We start from the raw sequence: 22,713 nt of genomic DNA, 5'->3' as shown, positions 1-22,713 counted from the left end.
GCAGAACGGGTCAATGGCATACTCAAACTGGAATATGGACTTGATGGTTGCTTTATCAACCTTAAGCAAGTACGCCAGGCATTACGAGAGGCTGTCTGGCTCTATAATCACGAACGTCCACATACAACACTCGGCTATCGGAAACCCGATCAGGTCTACCGAACTGGGCTTAAATCACAAACTATACACTAATTCATTGTCAACCTATTTCAGGACTTGACAGTGAGGAGTTTGATGCAAATTGTCCAAATTTAATGCGCGACTCATGCGCCACGATAGCATTACCGATCGCGAGGTATTTTCGGGTATCAGGGCCGGCAAGATTCGATGGGCTGGCAACGCCCGGTTGAAAATCTATGGCACACTGGATTGCTGGAGTGGAAAACGTATGCACCGTAAAAACCGCGTATTCTTTTCAACTGAAATAGATGCGCAGGCTGCGGGGTATAGGCCATGCAAACACTGCATGCGGCATAAATATTAACCCACAAAAGTAAGCAGCCAGCCCAGGAAAGCACTACCGAGGACAATCCAGGCAGCGTTTATCTTGAAGCGTAGTACCAGCACGGCAGACAACAACGCAATTACCCAGCTTTGCCAGCCAACAAGGGTATCCATGCCCAACAAAATGGTAACCGCAACCATCAACGCTACCGCCGCAACATTTACGGCATCCAGAAAAGCAGAAAGCCAAGCAGACTGGCGCAGTTTTGGGATAATTGGATTCAGTATCAGTACAAAAATGAACGATGGCAGGAATATGCCAAGCGTTGCTACTACTGCGCCGGGTGTTTTGGCGAGCAGATAGCCAATAAAGGTCGATGTTGTAAGCACCGGGCCTGGCGTAAACTGTCCCATGGCAATGGCATCGAGCAATTGCGCCTGTGTAAGCCAACCGAGGTCATCGACGAGCCCGCCTTCCAGAAAGGCCACCAACACGTATCCGCTGCCATAGAGGATAGCGCCAATTTTGAGGAAGAAGAATCCGATTTTCCAAAGCGATATGGCAGAGGCGGCCACCAGGCCACCGCCGGCTGCAGCAACAGCCGTTGTATCCTGAAATAGAATAGGTAGGAATCTACCAGCAGTGCCGCTGTTGCCATAACCTGTTGCACGTAGCCACAGCATCCCCACAACGCCGCCAACCAGCAGCGCAACAATTTCACCGACACCCATCAAAATAGCCACCGTCACGGCAATCCCCAACACCGCAAATTTCCACCCTTTAACAGCTTTTTTACCCAGCTTCCATACGGCTCCGAGTATAACTGCAATCACGGCCGGTTTAATGCCATAAAGGAAAGGTTCTACCTGTGGGAGTGAGCCATACGTTACATAGAACCACGCAACAACCCCGGTTAAAACCGCCGCTGGGAAGATGAAGCAGGCGCCGGCTGTAAACAATCCGGACCAACCGCCACGTTCGTAGCCCAGGTGCATGGTCATTTCAGTAGAGTTGGGCCCCGGAATCAAATTGGTTGCCCCAATCAGGTCCAGAAAATGCTCCCGGGTAATCCATTTGCGCCGCGTCACAAACTCGTCTTCCATCATCGCGATGTGCGCTGCCGGCCCACCAAAAGCAATCAGCCCAAGTTTGAAAAACAGGCGGGCAATTTCTGATAGATGTCCTTTTTCTTTGGTCACGGTTTCTGTCATGAGAGGCAGGTTGGTGGTTGCGGGTTATTTACTGATTTGGGAAATTGATGGTTAACCTGGCGAGAGAAATGTACTAAAGATTTTTGTTTGGAATACAGCCATAACAAAAAGACAGTCTTGTGGGCGCATATATGAATTACTTTGCTTTGTTTGCGGGTGTATTGGTGTTATTGGCTGCTGGTGTTCACGCCATTATTGGTGGGCGAGAGGTTGGTCTGTTGAAGCCGGAGGGGACTGGGAAGTCTGCAGAAGTATGGGTCCAAACATTGGCCGGATGGCACTGGGTGAGTGTCGGTCAGACATTGGCTGCAGTGACGTTTTTGGTTGTCGGAGTTACCGAGTGGATACCCGATGAACAGTTAATCCTTGGTGGGCTGGCGATTTATTTCGGAAGTACGGGCGTTGTATGGCTTATGACGGTGCTAGTTGCCGGCCGGGGGGTGGAAGGACGCTGGTATCGGTTGGGGCAATGGATGTACTGTCTTTTTATCGCTTTATTGGCCTTCTTCGCCGCCGGCTAGGGTTTCTGTAGATCAATGATCTTTAAAGTACCCAAAGACGTATAATCGATTATCGGAATAGATTAGTTTTTTTGAGAGTTGTACGTTAAACTTGTTTAAAGGGCCTAATCTGACTTTTTACCTTTTATACGAGTTACAGTTTTGAGGCTTCGATAAGGGAAGTTTTCGTCTCAGAGCCCTATATTACAAGCGATGTTAGTGAAATTCCGATCATATCGTGTTTTGATCCGCAGTGTGGTACTGCTGATTACCATGGCGAGCCTGTTGCCTTTTGTGCAGCATGCCTGTGCGATGATGTCGGGCGATATGAAAATGCATCGCAAGTGCTGTTGTATGAAGCAGGCGGCTGATTCGCATGGCGATGCACATCACCATAGTGCGCATCAAAACATCCAAATGGCGCATCATGGATCGCACGAGATGCATGACATGCCGGATGAAGACATCGGGCACCAGCATATGCCCGCGGATGAGAGAGCGCCTGTGCAAGAACGGGTACCGTGTGAGCATCCAGATACAGACCCGCCGGCCCCGGGTGACTGCTGTACGGTAGAGAGTGAATCTTCTGTCGCTGATGATTATCTTAAATCACGGCTAAGCGATAAATCAGCTATCAGTTTCTCACTACGCGCCCGATTGTTGCCTGCAATTGCTGAAATCCCGATTCCTTTTACCCATCAGGCTCCGGATCCACCTCATGAATCACTGCCTGCCCGGCATGTGATACTCTCTTCTTTTCTCATTTGATACCTGCCGCATCCTGGTGGGTAACATTGGATTTTTCCCATTCTACTAACTATGGTCGTTAGGTCGTAGGGGCAGATACATATGTCCTTTTTGATGATCTATCTCAAATCCCGCCTTGCCCTGTCGGCATACGTGCCGGCATAAGGATGCTTTCCTATCTCCTTCTCTATACCCGTCCGTTTAAAAACGTGCAAGTCAGCTAACTATCTAGCACTGGCAGAGTCAGTTGCCGTACGCGAGGTTGATGCTGTTGCTGGCTTGCAAAAATTCCTTAGAAAATGAAATGTATTGACCTCCTGAGGGTTGATATCCGCCCCTGGTACTTGTCGTTTTTAGTTATCGTGATACTATCCGCTTCGTCATCTGCTTGCAGATCGATCGCTCCGGTTTCGGTATCTGATAACCATCCTGCGAATCCTGAATTCCCCGTTGGTGACTTGTCGGTTTCTCGCGTATTGGACGAGGCTTACCTCTTTCCTGCTGAATCAGTTGATGGGATAGAAACCGGTGTATCTCATGCCGGCCATATGATGGCTGAAGAACGTGAGCCAGAAAATAGCGGGCTAGCCGATACTGCTCACTTTTTGCCGGCTGAGGCTACAGCAGTGCTTGATGGTATGCTACAGGTACATGATACAATCAGGGTGCTGATACGAGGCGACCGGTTGAAAGAAGCTGCAGAACAGGCACGACGCCTGAGCCATGCGGTGACGCTGTTGAAAAATGTAGAGGTAAGTGCTTCGCCGCATTTTTGGCATCAAAAGGAAGCATTGCTTGCAGCAGTAACGACTACAGCTGATAAGTTGGGCCGTTCTACCCAGCTGGAAGAGGGTTGGGTACTTGCTGGTGAACTTGATGATGCCATGACTCACATGTTTGAAGTCTTACGTGTGGCTAAAAAAAGCGAGGTGAACGCTGGGCAGACTCAACGTCCACATAATCACGGAGGCCATTGAAGATGAGAGGGATAAGTATCCTGGTTTTGATGCTCGTGTTCTCGGGTTGTGTGCAACTGCAGCCGGAAAGAGATCTGGAACTGGTTCAGGCTGAAGTAATTGCTCGTACGGGCTATCATTTTGCCTACTTCAATGATACCAGCGAACAGGCGCTTTTGCGTAAGCATGTTCGTGACTTACTGAGGGACTCCCTTGAAGCCGATGAAGCAGTTCAGATTGCATTGGCGAATAACCGGCAATTACAGGCTAAGTATGAAGCAGTCGGCATCGCGCAAGCAGATCTGGTGCAGGCAGGTTTGTTTGAGAATCCTGTTTTGGGCGCGCATGTTGGTTTTCCAGTTTCAGCGGACCACGCGCCTGATCTTGCCTTTTCTGTATCGTTCAATTTTCTGGATCTGTTTCATGCACCGCTACGGAAAAGAATCGCTTCCTCCATGTTGGAAGAGACCCGTCTGGCGCTTACAGCAAGCGTTATGGCACACACGGGGCAAGTTCTGCAGGCCTATTACGATGTGCAGGCAGCAATGCAGGTGTTTGACATGCTGTCGCAAGTGTCACGCGGTGCAGAAGCTGCATATGAAGCTGCAAAACTGTTACACGATGCCGGTAATATCCCGGCTATAGACTTGTATGCTGAGCAGGCATTTTATGAGCAATCCCGATTAGAGCTGCTCAATGCGGAAGTGATGGTTCAGCAGCAGCGGGAGCAACTCAATCAATTGATGGGCATCTGGGGAAGCGATTTAATGTGGAAACTGCCGCCTATGCTTCCGGAGCCAGATGGGTTATTGCCAGAATTGGACGAGACTGAGCAACTAGCCATCGAAGCGAGTATCGACCTGGCACTTGCTGCTCAGCAAATCGAGGTTTATGCACAAAAAGCCGGCCTCGTCAATGCCACTTCTCTGTTGCCGCATCTCGAACTGGGTTTGGATGCTGAACGAGAGGAAAGCTGGGAGATAGGGCCAGAGGTTGAATTCCCTTTACCCATTTTTGATACCGGTGCAGCGAAACGTGCGCGTTCAGCGGCAGAAATTCGCCGTCAGCAAGCACACTACTACGCGCTGGCAGTCAACGTGCGGGCGCAAGCCCGGCTCCTGGCTCAACAACTCAGGACTGCTTACCAATCAGTGGAGCATATCCGTCAGGTATTGTTGCCGCTACGCAGCCGCATTGCATCTGAAACCCAGGGGCAATTTAATGCCATGCAAGTAGGTCTTTTCCAACTGCTTGCTGCCCGCCAGCAAGAGATTCTTGCCGGCAAACAATACCTGGATGCCCTTGCGCAGTACTGGACAGTAAAAACTGCCTACGACTTGCTCCTTTATGGAAAACTACCTGCTTCGGTTAAATCTACAGCTACAAATGGTGCATCCGCACCGGTAGAGAGAGGACACTAATATGAAATTAACAAGACGTGATCTTTTGCGGACCAGTGCTGTCGCGATGGGTAGCGCACTCGTTACGCCAATGGTAGAGCCGCAGGGACCCATTCTAAACGAACCCGGAATGCCTGGGCAAGATTATACCCCGGTAATTACTCCAAACGGTTCTTCACTGCCCTGGAAAGTTGTGGATGGGGTCAAGGTTTTTCACCTGATAGCTGAAGAGGTCCTGCACGAGTTTACTTCCGGACTGGAAGCAACGTGTTGGGGGTATAACGGCCAGGTACACGGACCAACCCTGGAAGCTGTGGAGGGTGACAGGGTTCGGATTTATGTAACCAACAAACTTCCCGCACCCACAACGGTGCACTGGCATGGCCTTTTATTGCCAAATGGGATGGATGGCGTAGGTGGCCTCAACCAGCCCGCAATCAAGCCAGGTGAGACCTTTGTGTACGAGTTCGACATTGTCCAGCACGGCACCTTCATGTACCACTCGCATCATGATGAAATGACCCAGATGGCGCTTGGCATGATGGGGATGATTGTGTTGCACCCACGCCAATCTTCTCCTGCGCAGCGGGTAGATCGAGACTTTGCCATTATGCTAAGCGAGTGGCGTATCGATCCAGGTACTTCCCGGCCTAACCCCAACGAAATGTCGGATTTCAACGTGCTAACGATGAATGCACGCTGCTATCCCGGCACCGCTCCGCTTGTTGCAAAGCAGGGTGATCGGGTTCGAGTTCGCTTGGGTAACCTCAGTGCAATGGATCATCATCCGATTCATATTCACGGTCATCATTTCACGATTACGGGAACTGACGGGGGCCCTTTACCGGAGAGTGCGCAATGGCGAGAAACGTCGGTGCTGGTCCCGGTAGGGAGTACACGTGACGCCGAGTTCATCGCTGAACGCCCGGGAGACTGGGCGCTGCATTGTCACATGACGCATCATGTAATGAACCAAATGGGGCACGACCTGCCCAACATGATTGGTGTAAATGCAAGGGCAATGAATGGTAAGGTGCGCCCATTTCTGCCGTCCTACATGACGATGGGACACGATGGCATGGGAGAGCACGGTGCGCATATCGAGGCAGGCCATATGCAAGTCCCCCCGAACAGCATTCCTATGGTAGGTGCTGCTGGTCCTTTTGACTACATCACGATGGGAGGGATGTTTACCGTAGTGAAAATTCGGGAAGACATCAACAATTACGAAGATCCTGGCTGGTATCAGCATCCACCAGGAACTGTAGCCAGTCTAGCAAGCAAGGGTAATCTCGAAAGAGATGGTATTGAGATCTGACCTTTAGCCGTACCCCAGAGCTAAAGGCAGACGTGCCACAGCGTTGATTTCCTCTTCTTGAGAATGCGTCTTATTGAATTTTAAAGGTGAGCACTATGACTTTTGAATTAGATCCAGATATACTAAAGCGCAATGCTGTAATGAGAAGTATGTCTGATATTCCCGCTGAGAAAATACGAAAGTTGGTTCTTGGGGGTATTTTTACGCGAATTTTTCCTGGACGTACTGTAAAGCTGGAAGAGAACCGTGTCAAAATTTCTCTGGGCGCATTTGATCGCTTGCTCCGAACCGGCCCGCTGGCCAGAGCGCTTTGGCACGGCGATCCTGTCAACGCGCTGTATTCTCTCATTATTGGGCGCAGGAAGCTGCTGACGAAGCGCATGTATGGCAGAATCGCTAAAGGAAGGCAAACCTACGCTGGCTTTTAACCAACTCTATGAAATTGGCTGTGGGCACTGGCAAGTCCTTGGGTATCTGACTGCCCTGTTTCCATCGAAGAATTCGTTTGTAGGGATTGATGTCATCGCAGAGCAGACGAAGAAGAACAGGCAAAACTATACAAACGAAAAAATGCAATTTGTCGCGGCTGATGCAGGTAAATGGTTTATTGTAAAACCCTTCCCCAAAGTGTTTTTCTGACAAATAGTGGTGTGTTTGAGTATTTCCTGCAACAAGAATTAGAGGTTTGGTTTGCTCACATTGCCAACGAATTGTCGCCGGTATATGTGGGTTTGATCGAAACCCTTGGTTTTGACCATGATTTGGATAAAGCGCAAAACAGCTTGATTTACGGACGTGAGATGGCATTTTCACGCAATTACCCTTGTCTGTTGAAGGACGCGGGCTTTGAAATAGTGCATCAAAGTGAGCAGTTTGGTGCCAAAGAACACGGACGAGGGCGTTGGATTCGTGTATTGGCAAAAATATAGCCGGCCTGAAGGATAGATTTAAAACTGCATTTGGAAGGAAAAATGAACCGAGTATATCAGTGCCCCCCTGTACTGATTGTGTTGGCGTTCAGTCTGTGTTGTATGCTTTTGGCGGCAGGCTGTGTTTATAATACCATCGTAGAAGAGCCGTTCGAAGAACTGCCTGTAGAAGAGCCAGAGCCCTATTATGTAGAAATAGAAGCATCTCTGGAGAGCATCCAGGACAGCCTCTTTTCGGGCACGTGTCAGAACAGCCGGTGTCACGATTGCTGCTGGAATGCAGCAGAACTCGATTTGTCAAGAGGTAAGTCGTACGGTGACCTTGTAGGCGTGCCAAGCATGCAGTACCCATCGGTCATGCGCGTAAAGCCGGGCGATCCCGATAGCAGCTATCTGATTTGGAAATTGGAAGGACACCCTGCTATGCGTGGTGCTCTTATGCCGATTTGGAGTACGGGCGGTAAACTTGACAAACGGGTTATCCAGGTTATTCGGGACTGGATTGCGGCAGGTGCGCGTGAGCACGAGCTCGAAGAGGAGTTATAGAGAGAGCGCGATTTTTAAAGAAATGTCGAGCGCTTTAACGGAATGGGTGAGGGCACCGGAGGAGATAAAGTCAACCCCTGTAGCTGCGATGGCCGGCACAGTTTTGAGCGTCACATTACCAGAGGCTTCGGTGGCGTAACGTCCACCAACCAGTTCTACCGCGCTTTCCAGCATGCTGGTGTTAATCTCATCCCCATCAACAACGACCATATTGTCCAGCAGTAACCGATCTATACCGCCAGTTGCCAGCGCACGTGATACTTCATCGAGGGTGCGCGTTTCTACTTCAATTTCCAGGTTGGGATTGTTTGCTGTTCTGAACTGCTGTGCGGCATAAATGGCCTGTTCGATGCTGCCGGCGGCTGCGATATGGTTGTCTTTGATCAGAATCATATCGAAAAGGCCGATGCGGTGATTTTCGCCGCCACCCAATTTTACCGCCCATTTGTCGAGCAACCGAAGGCCCGGCGCAGTTTTGCGCGTATCGAGAATCCTGCTGCCAAAAGGAGATGCAGCGTGCACCATATGATGGGTTGCTGTTGCAATGCCGCTCATGCGTTGCATGATATTGAGGGCAAGTCGCTCACCTGAAAGGATAGCATGTGCCGAGCCTACAACCGTGCCAAACACTTCGCCTTTGATAACCGCGTCAACGTCAGCTTTACTCCAGAACACTTCAAGTGCATCGTCGAGGGTATGAAACACCTCTTTTGCAACATGCAGGCCTGCTATGGTGCCGCTTTCTTTTGCAAGAAAAGAGGCAGAAGCTTTGGTATCGGGCGGAATGGTAGCTGCTGTTGTTACATCGCCTGTGCCGAGGTCTTCATCGAGGGCAAGGTGAATCAGGGCTGCAAGTTCAGGGGCCGTAAAGTAGACCGGGAGAGCGCTTGTTGACATGAATGGTCGAGGGTTGATTAACGCGCGTAGGTGTCGTACATCTCGGCAAAAACAGCAGGCGCCATTACGGGGCGTTTACGTTCGATGTCCATAAAACATAGGGTCACATGGCCGGTGGTGAGGAGCGTCTCCTCGTTTACCCGTCGCACTTCATAGTCAATGCGAATGCGTACACCGGGTTTGTCTTTCAGGATGACCTTGATTTCCAGGAGGTCGTCGTAGCGGGCAGGCTGTCTGTATTTGACGGCGAGATCAATGGTAGGCATTTGGACGCCGTCATCTTCCAGTTTTTTGTAAACGATGCCCATGTCGCGCAGGGCTTCTGTGCGCGCTGCTTCGAAGTAGTCGATGTAGTGGGCATGATACACGACCCCCATAGGGTCACACTCGCGGTACCGCACACGGTGCTGGTAATTGTAGGTAACCATCCTTACTTCTTCTGGGTAACCTTTTTGCCTACGGTTGCAGGGGCATGGCCGTTGGTGCCGGCATTGTTTTCGTTGAACACACCCATCTGGTCGAATTTCTCAAGGCGCTGGACAGGCAGGCTTGCCGGCTTCACCTTCTTCAGGGCTTTCAGGTGTTTGCCAATGAATTCGCCGACCGTCCGGAACGTAGCCCGCGGATCTCGGTGGGCACCGCCAAGCGGCTCAGGAATAATTTCATCGATTACGCTAAACTTGATCAGGTCGGTTGCCGTGAGTTTCAGTGCACGGGCTGCGTCTTCTTTGTAATCCCAGGAACGCCAGAGAATGGAAGAACAGCTCTCGGGCGAAATGACAGAATACCAGGAGTTTTCGAGCATCAGGATACGGTCGCCAACACCAATACCGAGTGCGCCGCCAGAAGCTCCTTCGCCAATGATCACCACGATAATGGGCACCTTGAAGCGGGCCATTTCGAACAAGTTACGGGCAATGGCTTCAGCTTGTCCGCGTTCTTCTGCTTCGAGTCCGGGAAATGCGCCCGGCGTATCCAGCAAGGTAATGATGGGCTTGTTGAATTTTTCGGCCAATTTCATCAGCCGTAGTGCCTTGCGGTATCCTTCTGGGTTTGGCATCCCGAATCGGCGATATTTCCGGCTTTTGGTGTCTCGTCCTTTCTGATGGCCAATGATCATCACCGACTCATCCTTGAAGCCAAATTTTGCTCCCTTGAATTTTGCAAACCCGCCTACAATGGCTGGATCATCAGCATAGGCCCGGTCGCCGTGCAGCTCGATAAAGTCGTCGGTAAGGGCTGTAATGTAGTCTTTTGTATAGGGCCGCAACGGATGGCGGGCAATGAGCACCCGCTGCCATCGCGTGAGATCCTGATAAATGGATTCACGTAGCAACTCAACGCGTTCTGCAAGCGCTTCAATCTCCTGTGAAAGATCCACACTGGAATCTTCCCTGTCGAAGGTGCGCATTTCATCCAGCTTCTTCTCGAGTTCGTATAGGGGCTTCTCGAATTCTAGGAGGTATTGTGCCGCCTGTTCTGCCATGATCTATAAGTTGGTAAAGATCCAAATCTCGAAAAAGATGTAGATCCTGGTGACAATCAGTTTTGCGTAAAACGCTCCTGGCTACGGTGCCGAGGGCGCTTTAAGCTGTCGGATACAGCGTATAATGATATCAAAATCGAGGGTCATGGACTGGTTGCTGTAATACAGCCAGTATGCACGGTTTAGCGCATCGGCCGATTTTGTGTCCATGGGGAGGGTATCTGTAATGGTAAAGATCCCTTGCTTAAGCTGCCAGGATTTTGGTATCAAATTATGCTCTTCCGCTCGATAACCTACCAAAGATAGCGTTCCACGCAATACTTTGGGCAGGTCCCTGGTTTTCGAAACCAGTTTTTGCAGCACAGATTGTGATCCGGCCACTTTTGCCAGTATAAACAACGCGGGATAACACAGCAGCCCGAGTATTACCAGGGTCACCTCAAACGCACGACGCTGAAAAGTGCTCCGCGTACGGCCAAAGGCTTGTGCGGCGTCTATCAGCGGCGGCGTGTTGAGGGCATCAATGCGTGCTTGCCCAATCAGGTGCTCTTGTCCTGCGCTTAGAATTTTAAACTCAACAGGCAGGTGTTTTAGCTCCTGGATGAGGCTGAAAATGGTTCGGTTGGCGAGCCTGCTTGAAGCAAAGACCACGTCGTCGATTTTCTGCAGGCGTACGACATCTCGCAGGTGATGCAGGTTGCCGAGCCAGGGGATCCCCTGTTTTTCCTCAGCACTGGGGGATGCGTCGGAGACAAACCCTGCCAGTTCCATCAGGGGATTGGGCAGCGCGGTCAGGGAGGCCTGAAGCCGGCTTGCTTCTTCCTGGTCGCCGACCATGAGCGCGCGACGCAGTAAATGCGCCGGTCGCTTTTTGTGGCTGTAAACAAGTCGCACGATGTACAGCGCAAGGGTGCACAGTAAAAAGCCTAACACAAGGGCAGCCCGGGAAAAGGCCAGCCCTTTTGCAAAAAAAGAGACGGCTGCGATCAGGAGAATGGCGCTGATATTGGCCGTTAAAACAGGTTTGAATCGGGTATACTTGCTGCGTTGATAACCCTGCTGCAACGAAATACTGCCCGTGACTGCAAGGGCATACAACGGGGCGATGATGCCCAGAAATAACGTTGGGAAAGCCAGTCCATCCCACACAAATCGCAATATGCCGGCACCCGCCATCACGCCAAAGCTGAGTGCAACATCAGCCAGCGCACCTGCATTCCGCCGAACCCAGTTGCTCAGCATGTGCAACGTGCCCCGTGCAATAATACCACAACGCAGAAACAGCCTGAAAAACCACGAGTGTCGGTTTTTGAAGTGCTTCTCCGCAAAACGAAGCATGGCCCCGTAAAACAGCAGGACATACCGCAGGTCCCCCTTTTTGGTACTTTCCCCTTTGTAGTGGATGATTTGCGTCTCGGGGGTATAGTAGATTTTCCAGCCGGCTTGCTGGATGCGGTAACACCAGTCGAGGTCTTCTCCATACATAAAGAAGTCCTCGTCAAAGAGGCCGGCGCCAGCATCCGGTTGCGCTTCCACTGTAGTCTCCTCGTGGTCCTGGTAAAGGGCATCTTTACGGACAAACATGCAAGATCCACTGAGCGCGTCTACTTCGCAGGTTTCGTCGGGCGACAGGTAGCTCAGGTTGTATTTGCCAAAAGTCGGACTATTGGGGAAGAGTTTGCTGAGGCCGGTAATGCGGTAAAAAGCTACGGCCGGTGTGGGAAATGCGCGGCGGCTTTCTGGCGCAAAGGTGCCATCGGCATTCAGGATCTTACACCCCGCAGCCCCGGCGTCTGGATGGGCATCCATAAACCTGACCAGCGAAGTTAGCGTGTCTTCCTGGATAATGGTGTCGGGATTCAGAATCAGCAGATACCGACCGTTGGCCATACGGATTGCCTGGTTGTTGGCTTTGCTGAACCCTGTATTCTCTTTGTTGGATATGAGGTGGGCCTCTGGAAACCGCTTGCGCACCATCTCAACAGAGCCGTCACTCGAATTGTTGTCAACCACAAAAAGCTCAACACGCAACTGCGCGCTTGCCTTTTCTACAGATCGCATGGCCTGCTCTAAAAACTCGCGCACGTTGTAGTTAACAATCACAACGGATACGTCAACTTCTCCTGCCTGCGCAGTAGTGCTGCGGGCAGACTGCTTGCCTTTGGAAGGCGCAGTATGCATGGGCGATTTGGGTTGGCTTGGTTTGATTTTCGGTAAGGCTTAAACTGTCTGCGCAGGGGCAATTGGGTTTGCTCGGCGTACAAGAAACGCCATCAGCAACTGAAATCAAACTGCGTGAAGTGCGCTTTGATCTCATTTATTCACCAGTATCCCACTCACAGCCGAAATTCCCGGCAAAAAGTAACATGAAGCTGCTTTTTTTACTGCCCGACATACAAGGAATTCCTACAGGAGGCAACATCTATAATCAAGAGATGATGCAGCGCTTGAAGGCATACTGTACGGTGGAAGAGGCGGTATGGACGCCGGCTACATCCATGCCGGCGCTTTTGGCTCCCGGGTACGATTGGGCATTTGTTGATAGTTTGCTGGTAGATCACCTTGATGTTGATGCGTTACGCAATCTGGCCGGCCAGCAAACCCGTTGGGGTATCCTGGTCCATTACTTCCCGTTTTTCGACCCGCACCATGCTGCGTCGGATGTCGCGATTGATGGACTACTGGCTTATGACTTGTACGTGACAACAAGTGCGTATTCTAAAGCGTGTCTTGCTGATGCCGGAATCTCGGAAGAACTGATTGCAGTGATCTATCCGGGTCTGGATGCTGCCCATCGCGTGGCTCGGCCGGCCCGGGCCATGAGGGGAGCGGTCAGGCTGTTAACCGTGTCGAGCTTGCTGGCTGGGAAGGGATTGGCTGAATTTATTGATGTGCTCAGTAATTTGGCTGAACATCCGGTGCTGTGGCACTGGCAACTCGTTGGCAGTGATACGCTTGATCCGGAATATGCTGCAGCGTTGTTTGGGCAGATGCAAGCTTCAGCTGCCGCTGCCAGGATGACTTGGCGTGGCCCGTTGGCGCCGGCGCAAATGCCAGCATGTTTTCGCGAAGCAGACCTGTTTGTTTTGCCCTCACGCTTTGAAACCCTTGGCATGGCTGTGCGCGAGGCAATGGCAGCAGGCGTGCCGGTAGCAGCGTTTGATGTTGGGGGCATACCGGAAAGCCTCTCCGATGGCGCGGGGGTGATGGTTGCACCTTTTAGATACGGACAGATGGGCGAAGTGCTGGCTCGGCTGTTAGACAATGTTGAAGAACGGGAAGTGTTGGGGCAACGGGGCCTGGCACGTAGCCGGCACTTTCCATCATGGGAAACTTCTGCAGATACCTTGCTGGCGTTGCTGAACTGATGCGGTATTTAGCTGAACGTTATTTGGCTCAACGTTATTTAATTGCACTGATTACAAGACCGCCGCGTAGGGATGCTGGTGCAATGATGTGACCCAACATATCGAGTGCTTTACAGAACGATGCGTATCCACGCGGCATATCGCCGCTGGGGATAAAGGTCCAGTAATCGATGCGGCAGTGACTGAAGCCGGCTTTGTTGATCAATTTTCTGGCTTCTGTGGGCTTGAGCCGGCGGTCCGTCGAGAGGTGCCGGGTTTCATATCCCCTACGCGGTGCTAACCAGCGATACCACAGAAACTGGTCGTTAGGCGTGAGGCATACAAAGCGCCCTCCTTTGCGCAGGACCCGGAATACCGTTTGGAGCACTTCTGGTTTGTCTGGCATGTGTTCAAGGGCACCTACGCAGAAGACAACATCAAAGCCGGCTTCCGAGACTTCGGATAGAACGTGTGCATCATCAACCATGAACGCATAGGTTGAGTGGCCTTTGGCGGGTATGCCGTAACGCGCTGCTTTTATCATGCCAGGTGCCAGGTCAACACCGGTAGCGGATCGGAAAGCGCCATCCATGGCAAATAAGTGGTGGCCGTTGCCGCAGCCGATATCCAGCACACGATCCGATGGTCTAAGCTGGGCATGAGATACAAGGAGTGAGACCCTATAATCCAGTAATTTGTCTGCATTACCATGTTGCTCCACATTGAGTGGCGCGAACGCATCAAAAAAACGCCTTACATCCTCAACAGAGGAGACGGGTGTAGGTTTAAGCAATGACATGCGCTAAATCGATTTTTCAGGCTTTCGTTTAAAGAGTTTGACGGATTTTAAGCACAGCTATTACATCCATCGGTATTAAACGACAGGCTCAATTCGCATCTGTGGTCAAAATAGATGGGGGGATGCCCTCGGGGCGGTAACGGGTGGACGGCAGTGCCGGCGTGGCGGTCATTACGTCGAGCAGCATGGAATAGACGCCGGCATGGGTAAGCGTGTCCTGGTCGCGATTTGCCGGGCGCATACCTGGCCTGAACCCAAATTGCTCAAACTTTTGAATCAATGTAGTATCCTGCGCAAGCACGTGGATTGGTGTATTGTTATCTGTGCTCGGAATCAACGGCGGTTGATGGTCTCCGAGGATAATTACCACACTGTTGTCCGGTGCATCTTCCAGGATATACGTTTTTAGTAAATGTAAATCGTAGATGATGCTGTCCAGGTATAAGTCGGTTGTTTCGGGTGTTTCCTGGCCAAAGCGATTGTTGTAAGAGTCTTTGAATTGGCTAACCAGCGAGACGGTACTGGCGGTTTCGACCTTGGGCTGGGGCTGTTTGTCGTTCAAGGTGCGCCAGTCTGCAACAAAAGGAGGCAGGTTAGACCACGGAGCGTGTGTAGTAGCCGTTTCAAAAAAGAGGAAAAAAGGCTGCTGTTCTTCGAGTGGTAAGTAGTGCTCGTGGGTGTAGCCGAGGCTGTATTGGTCTGGAATAATCCAGATGCTGTAGGGAGTGCCGGTATAGTGCAGGTCGTCAAAATAGACGGTTTTGTCAAACTGATAGAGGTTCTCTACGGCAAGGCCGAGGCGCTCTTTGGTTGGTGGTTGCAGGGTGAGGGTATAGTATCCTTGCTTTTGAAGATAGCTAACCATGTGGGGGTAGGTATCAATTCTGCTTCGGTAGCGCGTGTAGAAGGTCTTGTTATCCATAAACAAGCCAGAGAGGACCGAATTCATGCTTAGCCAGGAGAGGCCACCACTGACCGGGGATGTGCTTGAACGGCTTGCCGTGTGCCAGCCGGCTTGGATAAACTGTTCATCAAAAGCAGCCATTAGAGAGTCGAATGTCGGTCGCAGGTAAACGTTATCCTGCAAAATGCTGCCGTAAGATTCGATCATGAAGAGGTAGATGTTTGGCGTATCTACCATTGGGGTTGCTTCAAAGCTTTCGTATACCCAGTCTACGGGCAAGTCTTGAACTGCAGCGATGGTTCTTGCCAGTGCCAGGCTCTCTGATGCGTTGCTGACCATTTTTCCCGTGATAGAGCGTACGGTAGGCCGTTCATCGCCTGGGCCGTACCAGTACCATGCGCCAATGAATACCGGCCAGAAAAGTACACTAAACCGCAGTCCCCATTTCCTTACTGAGGCGAGTGAAAAGGCATTAACAATCATCCTGAATAGGGGAGGGAGGGACCAGGTAAAAATAACGAGGGTTGTTAAGATGAGAATCAGGCGAAAGAGGTGCTCGATGGAGAAAGCATCAATGGCAAGGTAGTACAGGTTCAGGATGTACTGGATGTCTTCATAAAGGATACCGTGGCGATGGAAAAATTGAAAAACCATGGCATCATATGCTTCGTAAACGAGCAAGCCAAGGTAGGCAACGGTAAACAATGCGGGGATACGTTTTTTTCCGGGTGCACGCCTTTTCCACCATACCAGCAAGGTGGCGAGGAGTACCATATCAGCACAGATCCTGAAAATATCCTGATTGGGGCGCCGGGCGGCAAAGTAGAGCAGGTAGTCGTACCATCCGCGCGTCCAACTCATTGTGGCCAGTGGTTGCGAAGGGTCTGGAATCGGAAAAAAGGTGCTGGTATTAAAGTTGGCGATGAGGGAGGGGATGAAAAGCAGGCTGTTCAGAAACACAAACGCCAGGCCGGCCCGGATGAGCAACTGCCTGTTGGTCGCCGGCTTCTTGGGCGAAGAGGTATTGAACAACCAGCGGAAGTAGTGGGCAAAGGAAAGAAAGAGTCCGGTAACCCCGACAACCAGTAATGGGCTATAAAACCAGGCCGGCGTAATAAACACAGAGAGCAACGCAATGATCATGGTTACATAGATCACGCGTGCCATGCGAGAGCGGTACTCTTTGTCTACTTCCGGTTTCATTGCCACGAGGACCAACACAAAGAGGTACCGCAACAAGCCCGGCAAGATGATCCATAAGCCGGCTTTTTCCTGGAAATAGGCGACAAAGCACAGGATGAGCAGAAAGAACGCGTCAGTTTCTTTATCGAAGTACTCGCCAAATTCAGAGGCTTCATTGTGCCTGCGTGCCATCCAGCCGTCGAGTCCATCAACAATGAGTACACCGAGGGCCAGTATAAAAACGAGCAAACCGCTGGCGCTTGTACTTCCGAGAAAGCAGAGGCTGAGGCCGGCAATCAGGCGCGCAAGTGTGATGGCATTGGCCCGGCCAAATCCGCCGTGGGGTGTCCAGCCGGCATTGCCGCGCCATAGAAAATAACCAAAGGAGAGTAGGCCGGCGAGAAGCAAAATACGCAAGTCCCCAGCCACACCAACAACGCTTGCAGCAGCCAAACAGAATACAGCATGCGCAAACGTCCATTTCGAAAGACTAAAATCCACTACCGACAGCATTAGTGGGTGAAATTGAATGCGGGGCTGCAAGTTACGAAGAAAAAAATTGGGGAAGAACGGGACGGTGGGATTAGAGTATACGGTCGAGTCATGCGCGACAGCCGGGTTGAACCTGCATAAAATACAGTAAATTTCGGCGGAATGGAGGTTCGCTGCGGCTGCCGCACTGACCTATTACTACCTTGCACCTCCTTGTTGTACATAAAGGAGGGTGTATACCTACCTGATTTGAAATTTTTTTTTGGTGCTGGCTGTTGGGTCTGAATTCGAGAGCAGAATACGTCAAGGAAATCAAGCATACGCTGCGGCTGGCTGGGCCTGTGATTGGGTCTCAGCTGGGGCAAATGTCGATGGGGTTTGTTGACACCGTAATGGTGGGGCGATTAGGCGTAGCGCCGTTGGCTGGGGTGGCGCTGGGGAATACTATTTTCTTTGTGCTTGCAATTATTACGCTCGGGGTTGTGTTTGCCGTAGGGCCGATGGTCTCGCAGGCCCATGGCGCTGGCGATGAAGCGGCGATCGGGCGCAGTGTACGGGAGGGGTTGCGCGTTGGGGTACTGCTTGCTGTTATTCCTGTGCTCATTATGTGGAATATTGAGCCGATGCTGCTCAAGATGGGGCAGGAGCCGGAAACGGTTGCGCTTACAGGCAGCTATCTGCATGCTATTTTATGGGGGCTGCTTCCGTTTTTGTGGTTTGGCGCGTTTCGCAGCCTGGTTGAGGGGGTGTCACGCCCATTGCCGGTAACGCTTATTACATTGATAGGGCTCGGGGTGAATGTGCTGGCGAATTATGTCCTCATGTTTGGAAAGTGGGGATTTCCTGAGATGGGCCTTGCGGGTACCGGTTGGGCGAGTACCATTGTGTACTGGTCGATGTTTATTATCGTAGCCGCCTACGTTAAGTTTTCGCCGGCGTTTCGGAAGTACAACGTATTTGCCGGCCTGATGAAAGTGCATGTGAAAACCCTTAAGGAGGTGTTCCGGGTTGGGTGGCCGATTGGTATTTCGCACGGCGTTGAAGCCGGCTTGTTTGCCATTACCTCGCTCACGATGGGCTTGATTGGTACCGTGGCCCTCGCTTCTCATCAGGTAGCAATCCAGTGCGCTGCGTATACCTTTATGGTGCCAATGGGGATTGGGATTGCCGCTTCTGTGCGCGTAGGACAGGCGATCGGCATGAAAGATTATCAGGGTGCGCAACGCGCCGGCAATGTGGCGCTGTATTTGGCACTGGCTTTTATGAGTTTTACAGCCATTCTTTTCTGGGTTATTCCACGCCCCATTATCAGCCTGTATCTGGATACCAGTGTGCCCGAGAACGCGGAAGTTGTGGCGCTTGCTATCACCCTGCTGGGTGTTGCTGCGGTGTTTCAGGTGTTTGATGGAATTCAGGTTGCTGCCCTGGGCGCTTTGCGTGGTTTGAAAGACACCCGCATCCCAATGATTATTGGATTTGTATCGTACTGGATTGTTGGGTTGAGTGTAGGGATGTCGCTTGCTTTTATTGCAGATTTTGGGGCTGTTGGGTTGTGGTGGGGATTGGTGCTTGGTTTGGCTACGGCGGCATTGTTGCTCACCTGGCGATTTCGGCACAGCGCAAAAGGGCAACTAGCAACACATCGAGGAGAAGTGTAAGGGTGTGGCCGGCAAGTTTTTCTGTGTTACAGGATCATTTCGAAATGGAGAGCAATAGACGATCCCGCCGAATTACCAAAACTTCTGGGCAGAACGAAAGGATGTGTTGTTAGGGCAATGAAAGCTGACTTGGCAAAAACGGCCGGTATTGGTACAAATGCGTGCCGTTCAAACGGCAGGTTTAGACGACAATTCATATGGCGGAGCAAATCTTGGAACAAAAATTTCATGGCGCCTCGCTGGTAGAGTGAATGTTTTATGAGTTTGGTGCGGGCGTGAAACTATAACGACCCGCTTCCTTTTTACTCGGGATTCAAACTAAATACCTTGAAGTAACGGTTCGAGTGGCATAAATTCGTCACTTCTTACATAAGAAAACTGTCTTAATTTAGCATAGACTGGAATGGCTCAGATATTCCCGAAAAAAGCAAATGCACTTCCCGCGCTTTCCCTCTTTGGCGTTACTCTGGGCGGAGTGCTTACAGTTGCTTTGGTCTGGTATTACTTTTCCCCTGAATTTATTGACGTTGGGTACGCACCCGAGCAACCCGTTCCTTATAGCCACCGCCTTCATGTGGATGAGTTGGGCCTGGATTGTCGTTACTGTCATACCAACGTCGAAGTGTCTGCACTTGCCAATCTGCCGGCGACCCAGACTTGTATGAACTGTCATGGGCAGGGGATCAAGAGCGAATCGCTAAAGTTGCTGCCCATTCGCGAGAGTTGGGCCACGGGTGATCCGATTGAGTGGGTCAAGGTAAGTTTCTTGCCGGAGTACGTGCAGTTTAGTCACGCAACGCACGTGAGCAATGGCGTAGGATGTCAGACATGTCACGGGGCCATCGATGAGATGGAAGTTGTGTATCAGGCAGAGCCGCTTTCAATGGGTTGGTGCTTGGAATGCCACCGTCAACCTGAATTGTACCTCCGCCCTAACGAGGAAGTGACTAATATGGGGTATGTACAGCCAGCTGATTTTATTGAGAGGAACATCGAGCGAATCAGCCAGGACGGTATTGTACCTCCAACAAACTGTTCAGCCTGCCATTATTAATAGGTTTTAAGTTACGTGTGATGGGTTGTCAGGTTCTTGAGTGACCCAACCTTGAGCCGGTAACATCAATAGGATATGATAGAGCTACCGATAGTTGACGCCAACTCGATAACGAATGCCGATGAGAAGCTGAAGTATTGGCGTAGTGCTTCAGACTTGAATCAGGATCAGAAAATGCTGAAAGTTGCAGATCCTGAATTCATGCCGGGTGCCGATGAGCCTCCTACAGGTGCGTCTCGCCGGCAGTTTATTCAGTTGATGGGCGCTAGTATGGCAATGGCGGGCCTTGCCGGGTGCCGCCGACCAGTTGAGTTGACGCTACCCTATTCGCGCAAGCCAGAAGAGACGATTCCCGGTATTGCGATGCATTATGCAACGTCCATGCCCTATCGTGGGACGCTGCTTGGGTTGTTAGTGAAGAGTTATGAGGGGCGTCCTACTAAAGTTGAGGGAAACCCGGAGCATCCTGTAAGTAAGGGGGCTACGGGTTTATTTGAGCAGGCATCAATCCTGAATTTGTACGACCCGGATAGATCGAAGCAGGTTCGCAAAAATGGGGACGAAGCAAGCTGGAATGACTTTGTTGCTTTTTGCCAGGGATTCGTGCGAGATGCCGGGTCACGTCGTGTAGCAGTATTGTGCGAAGCAAATTCTTCTCCAACGATGTCTGCCTTGCAGCGACAATTGGAGGCTCGTTTTCCACAGTTAAGATGGGTTACGTATGCTGCTGAAGGAGATGACCCTGTACGTATGGGCATGCAAATGGCATATAACGCACCTTTGCGCCCGGTGTACCAGTTTGAGCGTGCCAGTGTTGTTGTAAGCTTTGATGCTGATTTTTTATCTCCTGTAGAGCGAAACTTTGTGCAGAACATGCGTGGCTTTAGTGCTTCACGTAAGTTGGAAAATGCGCAGGATGATATGAGTCGTCTGTATGTAATTGAGAGCAACTACTCTGTTACTGGGTCTGCAGCAGACAATCGTCTTCGATTAAAATCGAGTGATATAGCTGAATTTGCAGCTGCTGTAGCTGTGCATCTGCAAGTTGACGGTGTCGAAGGTGTGGGTGCGAGGTTTGTAGATCACCCTTATGCGGTTCAGATTGCCAAAGATTTGCGGCGTGCCGGCTCAAGTGGTGTGGTTTTGGCCGGAGAGACTCAGCCTCCCGAAATTCATGCACTGTGCGCGGCTATAAATAATACGCTTAATTGTGTTGATAATACTGTGATATTGCTCGATACAGATGAGCGTATAAAGGCCCCTCAATCTGATGAATTTAGGCGGCTCGTTTCAGACATGAGCAGTGGTTCACTTGATGCGCTGCTTGTGATTGGTGTGAACCCAGTTTACGATCATCCTGGTGAACTGGACTTCCAGGCTGCTTTACAGCGCGTAGACAACAGCATCCATGTCGGCCTACATTACGATGAAACAGCTGCATTATGTACCTGGCATGTGCCGAGGAGCCACTATTTGGAAGCCTGGGGAGATGGACGTGCCTACGACGGTACGTTGTCTGTCGTTCAACCGTTGATTGCACCACTATTTGATACGAAATCAGAGTTAGAGATCTTGCAAACCTTTGCGACTGGATTGAGCACATCTGGCTATGATCTCGTTCGTGCACAGTGGGAAACAATTATCTCTGGAGATTTTGATAGAGAGTGGCAGCGCGTATTACACGATGGTTATTTGGTTGATAGTAGTTTTCAGCCTGCTGTTCCAACCTTGCAGCAAACTGTCACAGGCAGACCAACAACACTGTTAGAGAATGCGATAGAAGTTGTTTTTCGTCTTGATCAAAAGGTGCTTGATGGAAGTTTTGCCAACAATGTCTGGTGTCAGGAGTTGCCTGACCCCGTTACAAAACTGGTCTGGGACAATGTGGCAATCATGAGCCCGGCAACAGCCGCGCAACTCGAACTGTCGGTAGACTATGTTGAGGGGCAGCATTATTCAGATGTAGTAAAACTTACAGTAAATAACAACGAAATCGAGCTGCCTGTTTGGATTGTGCCTGGTCATGCAGACAATTCGGTGTCCGTACATCTAGGGTATGGACGTGAGATCGAGTCAAAACGTCCAGAACGTAAGACAGGGTTTTTTGACCTGGATGATTATACGGATGTCTATGGACATGGAGCTGTTTCGACGGGCGTGGGCAAGAATGTTTCGCAGCTTCGGATTCCGACGGCTATGCGTATTGGGTTGGGCGCGATTGAAAAAACAGGCGAGCGTTACATGCTTGCAACAACTCAGGATCATGGTTATTTAGAAGGCCGCCCGATGTATCGGATGGCAACGTTAGAGGAATATCGAGCCAATCCACATTTTGCTGATGACGCTGTGCATACGTTGCCTGGTGGAGAACCCTGGGAAGAATACCCTACTTTATGGGAAGAGCGGCATCCCAAAAAGAATCCAGCATTCAAAGATAATCCTTATCAGGAATATCAATGGAGTATGGTGGTGGATCTCAATGCTTGTACAGGCTGCAGTGCTTGTATAGTTGCGTGCCAGTCTGAGAATAATATCCCGGTTGTTGGGAAACAGGAAGTAAGTCGAGGTAGGGAGATGCATTGGCTGCGCATGGATCGATACTATGTAAGTGAGGAGGGCAATGAAGAAAACCCCATGATGGTTTCTCAGCCCGTATCGTGCATGCATTGTGAAAATGCGCCTTGTGAACAGGTGTGCCCTGTTGCAGCAACGGTTCACTCACCTGATGGTACCAATCAGATGATTTACAATCGATGCATCGGGACACGGTACTGCGCAAACAACTGTCCATACAAAGTACGCCGCTTCAACTTTTTTAATTGGACAAAGACGCTTCCCGTTG

Annotated in this window: 22 protein-coding genes; 15 read left to right on the top strand and 7 right to left on the bottom strand. The window is 50.8% G+C overall.

Features of this window, described 5'->3' with window-relative positions; all coding sequences use genetic code 11:
- Both AAF564_15795 and AAF564_15790 read left to right on the top strand, forming a co-directional pair.
- Window positions 1–192, top strand: a 192-nt coding sequence (locus AAF564_15795; protein ID MEM8487015.1) for an integrase core domain-containing protein, incomplete at its 5' end; no start/stop codon positions are given.
- Between the two features lie 73 nt (window positions 193–265).
- The gene (locus AAF564_15790; GenBank protein ID MEM8487014.1) at window positions 266–484 is read left to right on the top strand and encodes an Ada metal-binding domain-containing protein; all 219 of its coding nucleotides are present in this window, start codon (window positions 266–268) and stop codon (window positions 482–484) included.
- On the opposite strand, the gene chrA is transcribed toward AAF564_15790, so the two are convergent.
- Window positions 481–1,656: a chromate efflux transporter gene (chrA, locus tag AAF564_15785; protein ID MEM8487013.1), complete on the bottom strand. Its 1,176-nt coding sequence runs from the start codon at window positions 1,654–1,656 to the stop codon at window positions 481–483. The two genes, AAF564_15790 and chrA, sit on opposite strands and share 4 nt — an antisense overlap.
- Window positions 1,657–1,787: 131 nt before the next feature.
- On the opposite strand from chrA, the gene AAF564_15780 reads away from it, so the two are divergent.
- The 9 genes from AAF564_15780 (at window position 1,788) to AAF564_15740 (ending at window position 8,052) form a co-directional block, all read left to right on the top strand.
- Window positions 1,788–2,177, top strand: coding sequence for a hypothetical protein (locus AAF564_15780; GenBank protein MEM8487012.1), 390 nt, complete (start codon window positions 1,788–1,790; stop codon window positions 2,175–2,177).
- Between the two features lie 198 nt (window positions 2,178–2,375).
- Window positions 2,376–2,924 (top strand): hypothetical protein, encoded by a 549-nt coding sequence (locus AAF564_15775; GenBank protein MEM8487011.1) that lies wholly within the window; start codon window positions 2,376–2,378, stop codon window positions 2,922–2,924.
- A 278-nt stretch (window positions 2,925–3,202) separates the two neighbouring features.
- Complete coding sequence (locus AAF564_15770; protein MEM8487010.1) at window positions 3,203–3,880, top strand: hypothetical protein; 678 nt, start codon at window positions 3,203–3,205, stop codon at window positions 3,878–3,880.
- Between the two features lie 2 nt (window positions 3,881–3,882).
- Window positions 3,883–5,280 (top strand): TolC family protein, encoded by a 1,398-nt coding sequence (locus tag AAF564_15765; GenBank protein MEM8487009.1) that lies wholly within the window; start codon window positions 3,883–3,885, stop codon window positions 5,278–5,280.
- 1 nt (window position 5,281) lies between these two features.
- Window positions 5,282–6,577: a copper oxidase gene (locus tag AAF564_15760; GenBank protein ID MEM8487008.1), complete on the top strand. Its 1,296-nt coding sequence runs from the start codon at window positions 5,282–5,284 to the stop codon at window positions 6,575–6,577.
- Window positions 6,578–6,672: 95 nt separating this feature from the next.
- Window positions 6,673–7,005 (top strand): hypothetical protein, encoded by a 333-nt coding sequence (locus AAF564_15755; GenBank protein MEM8487007.1) that lies wholly within the window; start codon window positions 6,673–6,675, stop codon window positions 7,003–7,005.
- Window positions 6,962–7,216: a hypothetical protein gene (locus tag AAF564_15750; GenBank protein ID MEM8487006.1), complete on the top strand. Its 255-nt coding sequence runs from the start codon at window positions 6,962–6,964 to the stop codon at window positions 7,214–7,216. The genes AAF564_15755 and AAF564_15750 overlap by 44 nt, the downstream gene beginning before the upstream one ends.
- An 11-nt stretch (window positions 7,217–7,227) precedes the next feature.
- Entirely contained in the window at window positions 7,228–7,506 is a 279-nt protein-coding gene (locus AAF564_15745; GenBank protein ID MEM8487005.1) for a hypothetical protein, read from the top strand.
- Between the two features lie 42 nt (window positions 7,507–7,548).
- Window positions 7,549–8,052 (top strand): hypothetical protein, encoded by a 504-nt coding sequence (locus AAF564_15740; protein ID MEM8487004.1) that lies wholly within the window; start codon window positions 7,549–7,551, stop codon window positions 8,050–8,052.
- On the opposite strand, the gene nadC is transcribed toward AAF564_15740, so the two are convergent.
- The 4 genes from nadC to AAF564_15720 all read right to left on the bottom strand — a co-directional run bounded on the left by nadC (window position 8,047) and on the right by AAF564_15720 (window position 12,616).
- Complete coding sequence (gene nadC / locus AAF564_15735) at window positions 8,047–8,949, bottom strand: carboxylating nicotinate-nucleotide diphosphorylase (protein MEM8487003.1); 903 nt, start codon at window positions 8,947–8,949, stop codon at window positions 8,047–8,049. The genes AAF564_15740 and nadC overlap by 6 nt on opposite strands.
- Window positions 8,950–8,966: 17 nt before the next feature.
- Complete coding sequence (locus AAF564_15730; GenBank protein MEM8487002.1) at window positions 8,967–9,377, bottom strand: thioesterase family protein; 411 nt, start codon at window positions 9,375–9,377, stop codon at window positions 8,967–8,969.
- A gap of 2 nt (window positions 9,378–9,379) precedes the next feature.
- On the bottom strand, window positions 9,380–10,435 hold the full coding sequence (locus AAF564_15725) for an acetyl-CoA carboxylase carboxyltransferase subunit alpha (protein MEM8487001.1): 1,056 nt from the start codon (window positions 10,433–10,435) through the stop codon (window positions 9,380–9,382).
- An 81-nt stretch (window positions 10,436–10,516) separates the two neighbouring features.
- Complete coding sequence (locus AAF564_15720; GenBank protein MEM8487000.1) at window positions 10,517–12,616, bottom strand: glycosyltransferase; 2,100 nt, start codon at window positions 12,614–12,616, stop codon at window positions 10,517–10,519.
- A gap of 185 nt (window positions 12,617–12,801) precedes the next feature.
- Here AAF564_15720 and AAF564_15715 point away from each other — a divergent pair, with 185 nt between their 5' ends.
- The gene (locus AAF564_15715; protein ID MEM8486999.1) at window positions 12,802–13,803 is read left to right on the top strand and encodes a glycosyltransferase family 4 protein; all 1,002 of its coding nucleotides are present in this window, start codon (window positions 12,802–12,804) and stop codon (window positions 13,801–13,803) included.
- A 34-nt stretch (window positions 13,804–13,837) separates the two neighbouring features.
- Here the strand turns inward: AAF564_15715 and AAF564_15710 are convergent, their stop codons facing one another.
- Together AAF564_15710 and AAF564_15705 are read right to left on the bottom strand one after the other, a co-directional pair.
- Window positions 13,838–14,581, bottom strand: a complete 744-nt coding sequence (locus tag AAF564_15710) for a methyltransferase domain-containing protein (GenBank protein ID MEM8486998.1) — start codon at window positions 14,579–14,581, stop codon at window positions 13,838–13,840.
- Window positions 14,582–14,669: 88 nt separating this feature from the next.
- The gene (locus AAF564_15705) at window positions 14,670–17,180 is read right to left on the bottom strand and encodes a CDP-alcohol phosphatidyltransferase family protein (GenBank protein MEM8486997.1); all 2,511 of its coding nucleotides are present in this window, start codon (window positions 17,178–17,180) and stop codon (window positions 14,670–14,672) included.
- A 320-nt stretch (window positions 17,181–17,500) separates the two neighbouring features.
- On the opposite strand from AAF564_15705, the gene AAF564_15700 reads away from it, so the two are divergent.
- From AAF564_15700 to AAF564_15690, 3 genes are all read left to right on the top strand, one after another.
- Window positions 17,501–18,817, top strand: coding sequence for an MATE family efflux transporter (locus tag AAF564_15700; GenBank protein MEM8486996.1), 1,317 nt, complete (start codon window positions 17,501–17,503; stop codon window positions 18,815–18,817).
- A gap of 403 nt (window positions 18,818–19,220) precedes the next feature.
- The gene (locus AAF564_15695) at window positions 19,221–19,871 is read left to right on the top strand and encodes a cytochrome c3 family protein (GenBank protein MEM8486995.1); all 651 of its coding nucleotides are present in this window, start codon (window positions 19,221–19,223) and stop codon (window positions 19,869–19,871) included.
- A gap of 75 nt (window positions 19,872–19,946) precedes the next feature.
- On the top strand, window positions 19,947–22,713 hold a 2,767-nt coding region (locus AAF564_15690), incomplete at its 3' end, for a TAT-variant-translocated molybdopterin oxidoreductase (protein ID MEM8486994.1).

It is taken from the genome of Bacteroidota bacterium, assembly GCA_039111535.1.
Classification (GTDB): domain Bacteria; phylum Bacteroidota; class Rhodothermia; order Rhodothermales; family JAHQVL01; genus JBCCIM01.
Note: the sequence above shows the minus strand (reverse complement) of the source record. Positions and strands in the feature narration are given on the sequence as shown.

Coding starts and splice junctions, on each gene's coding strand:
- AAF564_15790 (MEM8487014.1), top strand. CDS start 266: ATGCGCCACGATAGCATTACCGATCGCGAGGTATTTTCGGGTATCAGG.
- chrA (MEM8487013.1), bottom strand. CDS start 1,656: ATGACAGAAACCGTGACCAAAGAAAAAGGACATCTATCAGAAATTGCC.
- AAF564_15780 (MEM8487012.1), top strand. CDS start 1,788: ATGAATTACTTTGCTTTGTTTGCGGGTGTATTGGTGTTATTGGCTGCT.
- AAF564_15770 (MEM8487010.1), top strand. CDS start 3,203: ATGAAATGTATTGACCTCCTGAGGGTTGATATCCGCCCCTGGTACTTG.
- AAF564_15765 (MEM8487009.1), top strand. CDS start 3,883: ATGAGAGGGATAAGTATCCTGGTTTTGATGCTCGTGTTCTCGGGTTGT.
- AAF564_15760 (MEM8487008.1), top strand. CDS start 5,282: ATGAAATTAACAAGACGTGATCTTTTGCGGACCAGTGCTGTCGCGATG.
- AAF564_15755 (MEM8487007.1), top strand. CDS start 6,673: ATGACTTTTGAATTAGATCCAGATATACTAAAGCGCAATGCTGTAATG.
- AAF564_15750 (MEM8487006.1), top strand. CDS start 6,962: ATGGCAGAATCGCTAAAGGAAGGCAAACCTACGCTGGCTTTTAACCAA.
- AAF564_15740 (MEM8487004.1), top strand. CDS start 7,549: ATGAACCGAGTATATCAGTGCCCCCCTGTACTGATTGTGTTGGCGTTC.
- nadC (MEM8487003.1), bottom strand. CDS start 8,949: ATGTCAACAAGCGCTCTCCCGGTCTACTTTACGGCCCCTGAACTTGCA.
- AAF564_15730 (MEM8487002.1), bottom strand. CDS start 9,377: ATGGTTACCTACAATTACCAGCACCGTGTGCGGTACCGCGAGTGTGAC.
- AAF564_15725 (MEM8487001.1), bottom strand. CDS start 10,435: ATGGCAGAACAGGCGGCACAATACCTCCTAGAATTCGAGAAGCCCCTA.
- AAF564_15720 (MEM8487000.1), bottom strand. CDS start 12,616: ATGCATACTGCGCCTTCCAAAGGCAAGCAGTCTGCCCGCAGCACTACT.
- AAF564_15715 (MEM8486999.1), top strand. CDS start 12,802: ATGAAGCTGCTTTTTTTACTGCCCGACATACAAGGAATTCCTACAGGA.
- AAF564_15710 (MEM8486998.1), bottom strand. CDS start 14,581: ATGTCATTGCTTAAACCTACACCCGTCTCCTCTGTTGAGGATGTAAGG.
- AAF564_15705 (MEM8486997.1), bottom strand. CDS start 17,180: ATGCTGTCGGTAGTGGATTTTAGTCTTTCGAAATGGACGTTTGCGCAT.
- AAF564_15695 (MEM8486995.1), top strand. CDS start 19,221: ATGGCTCAGATATTCCCGAAAAAAGCAAATGCACTTCCCGCGCTTTCC.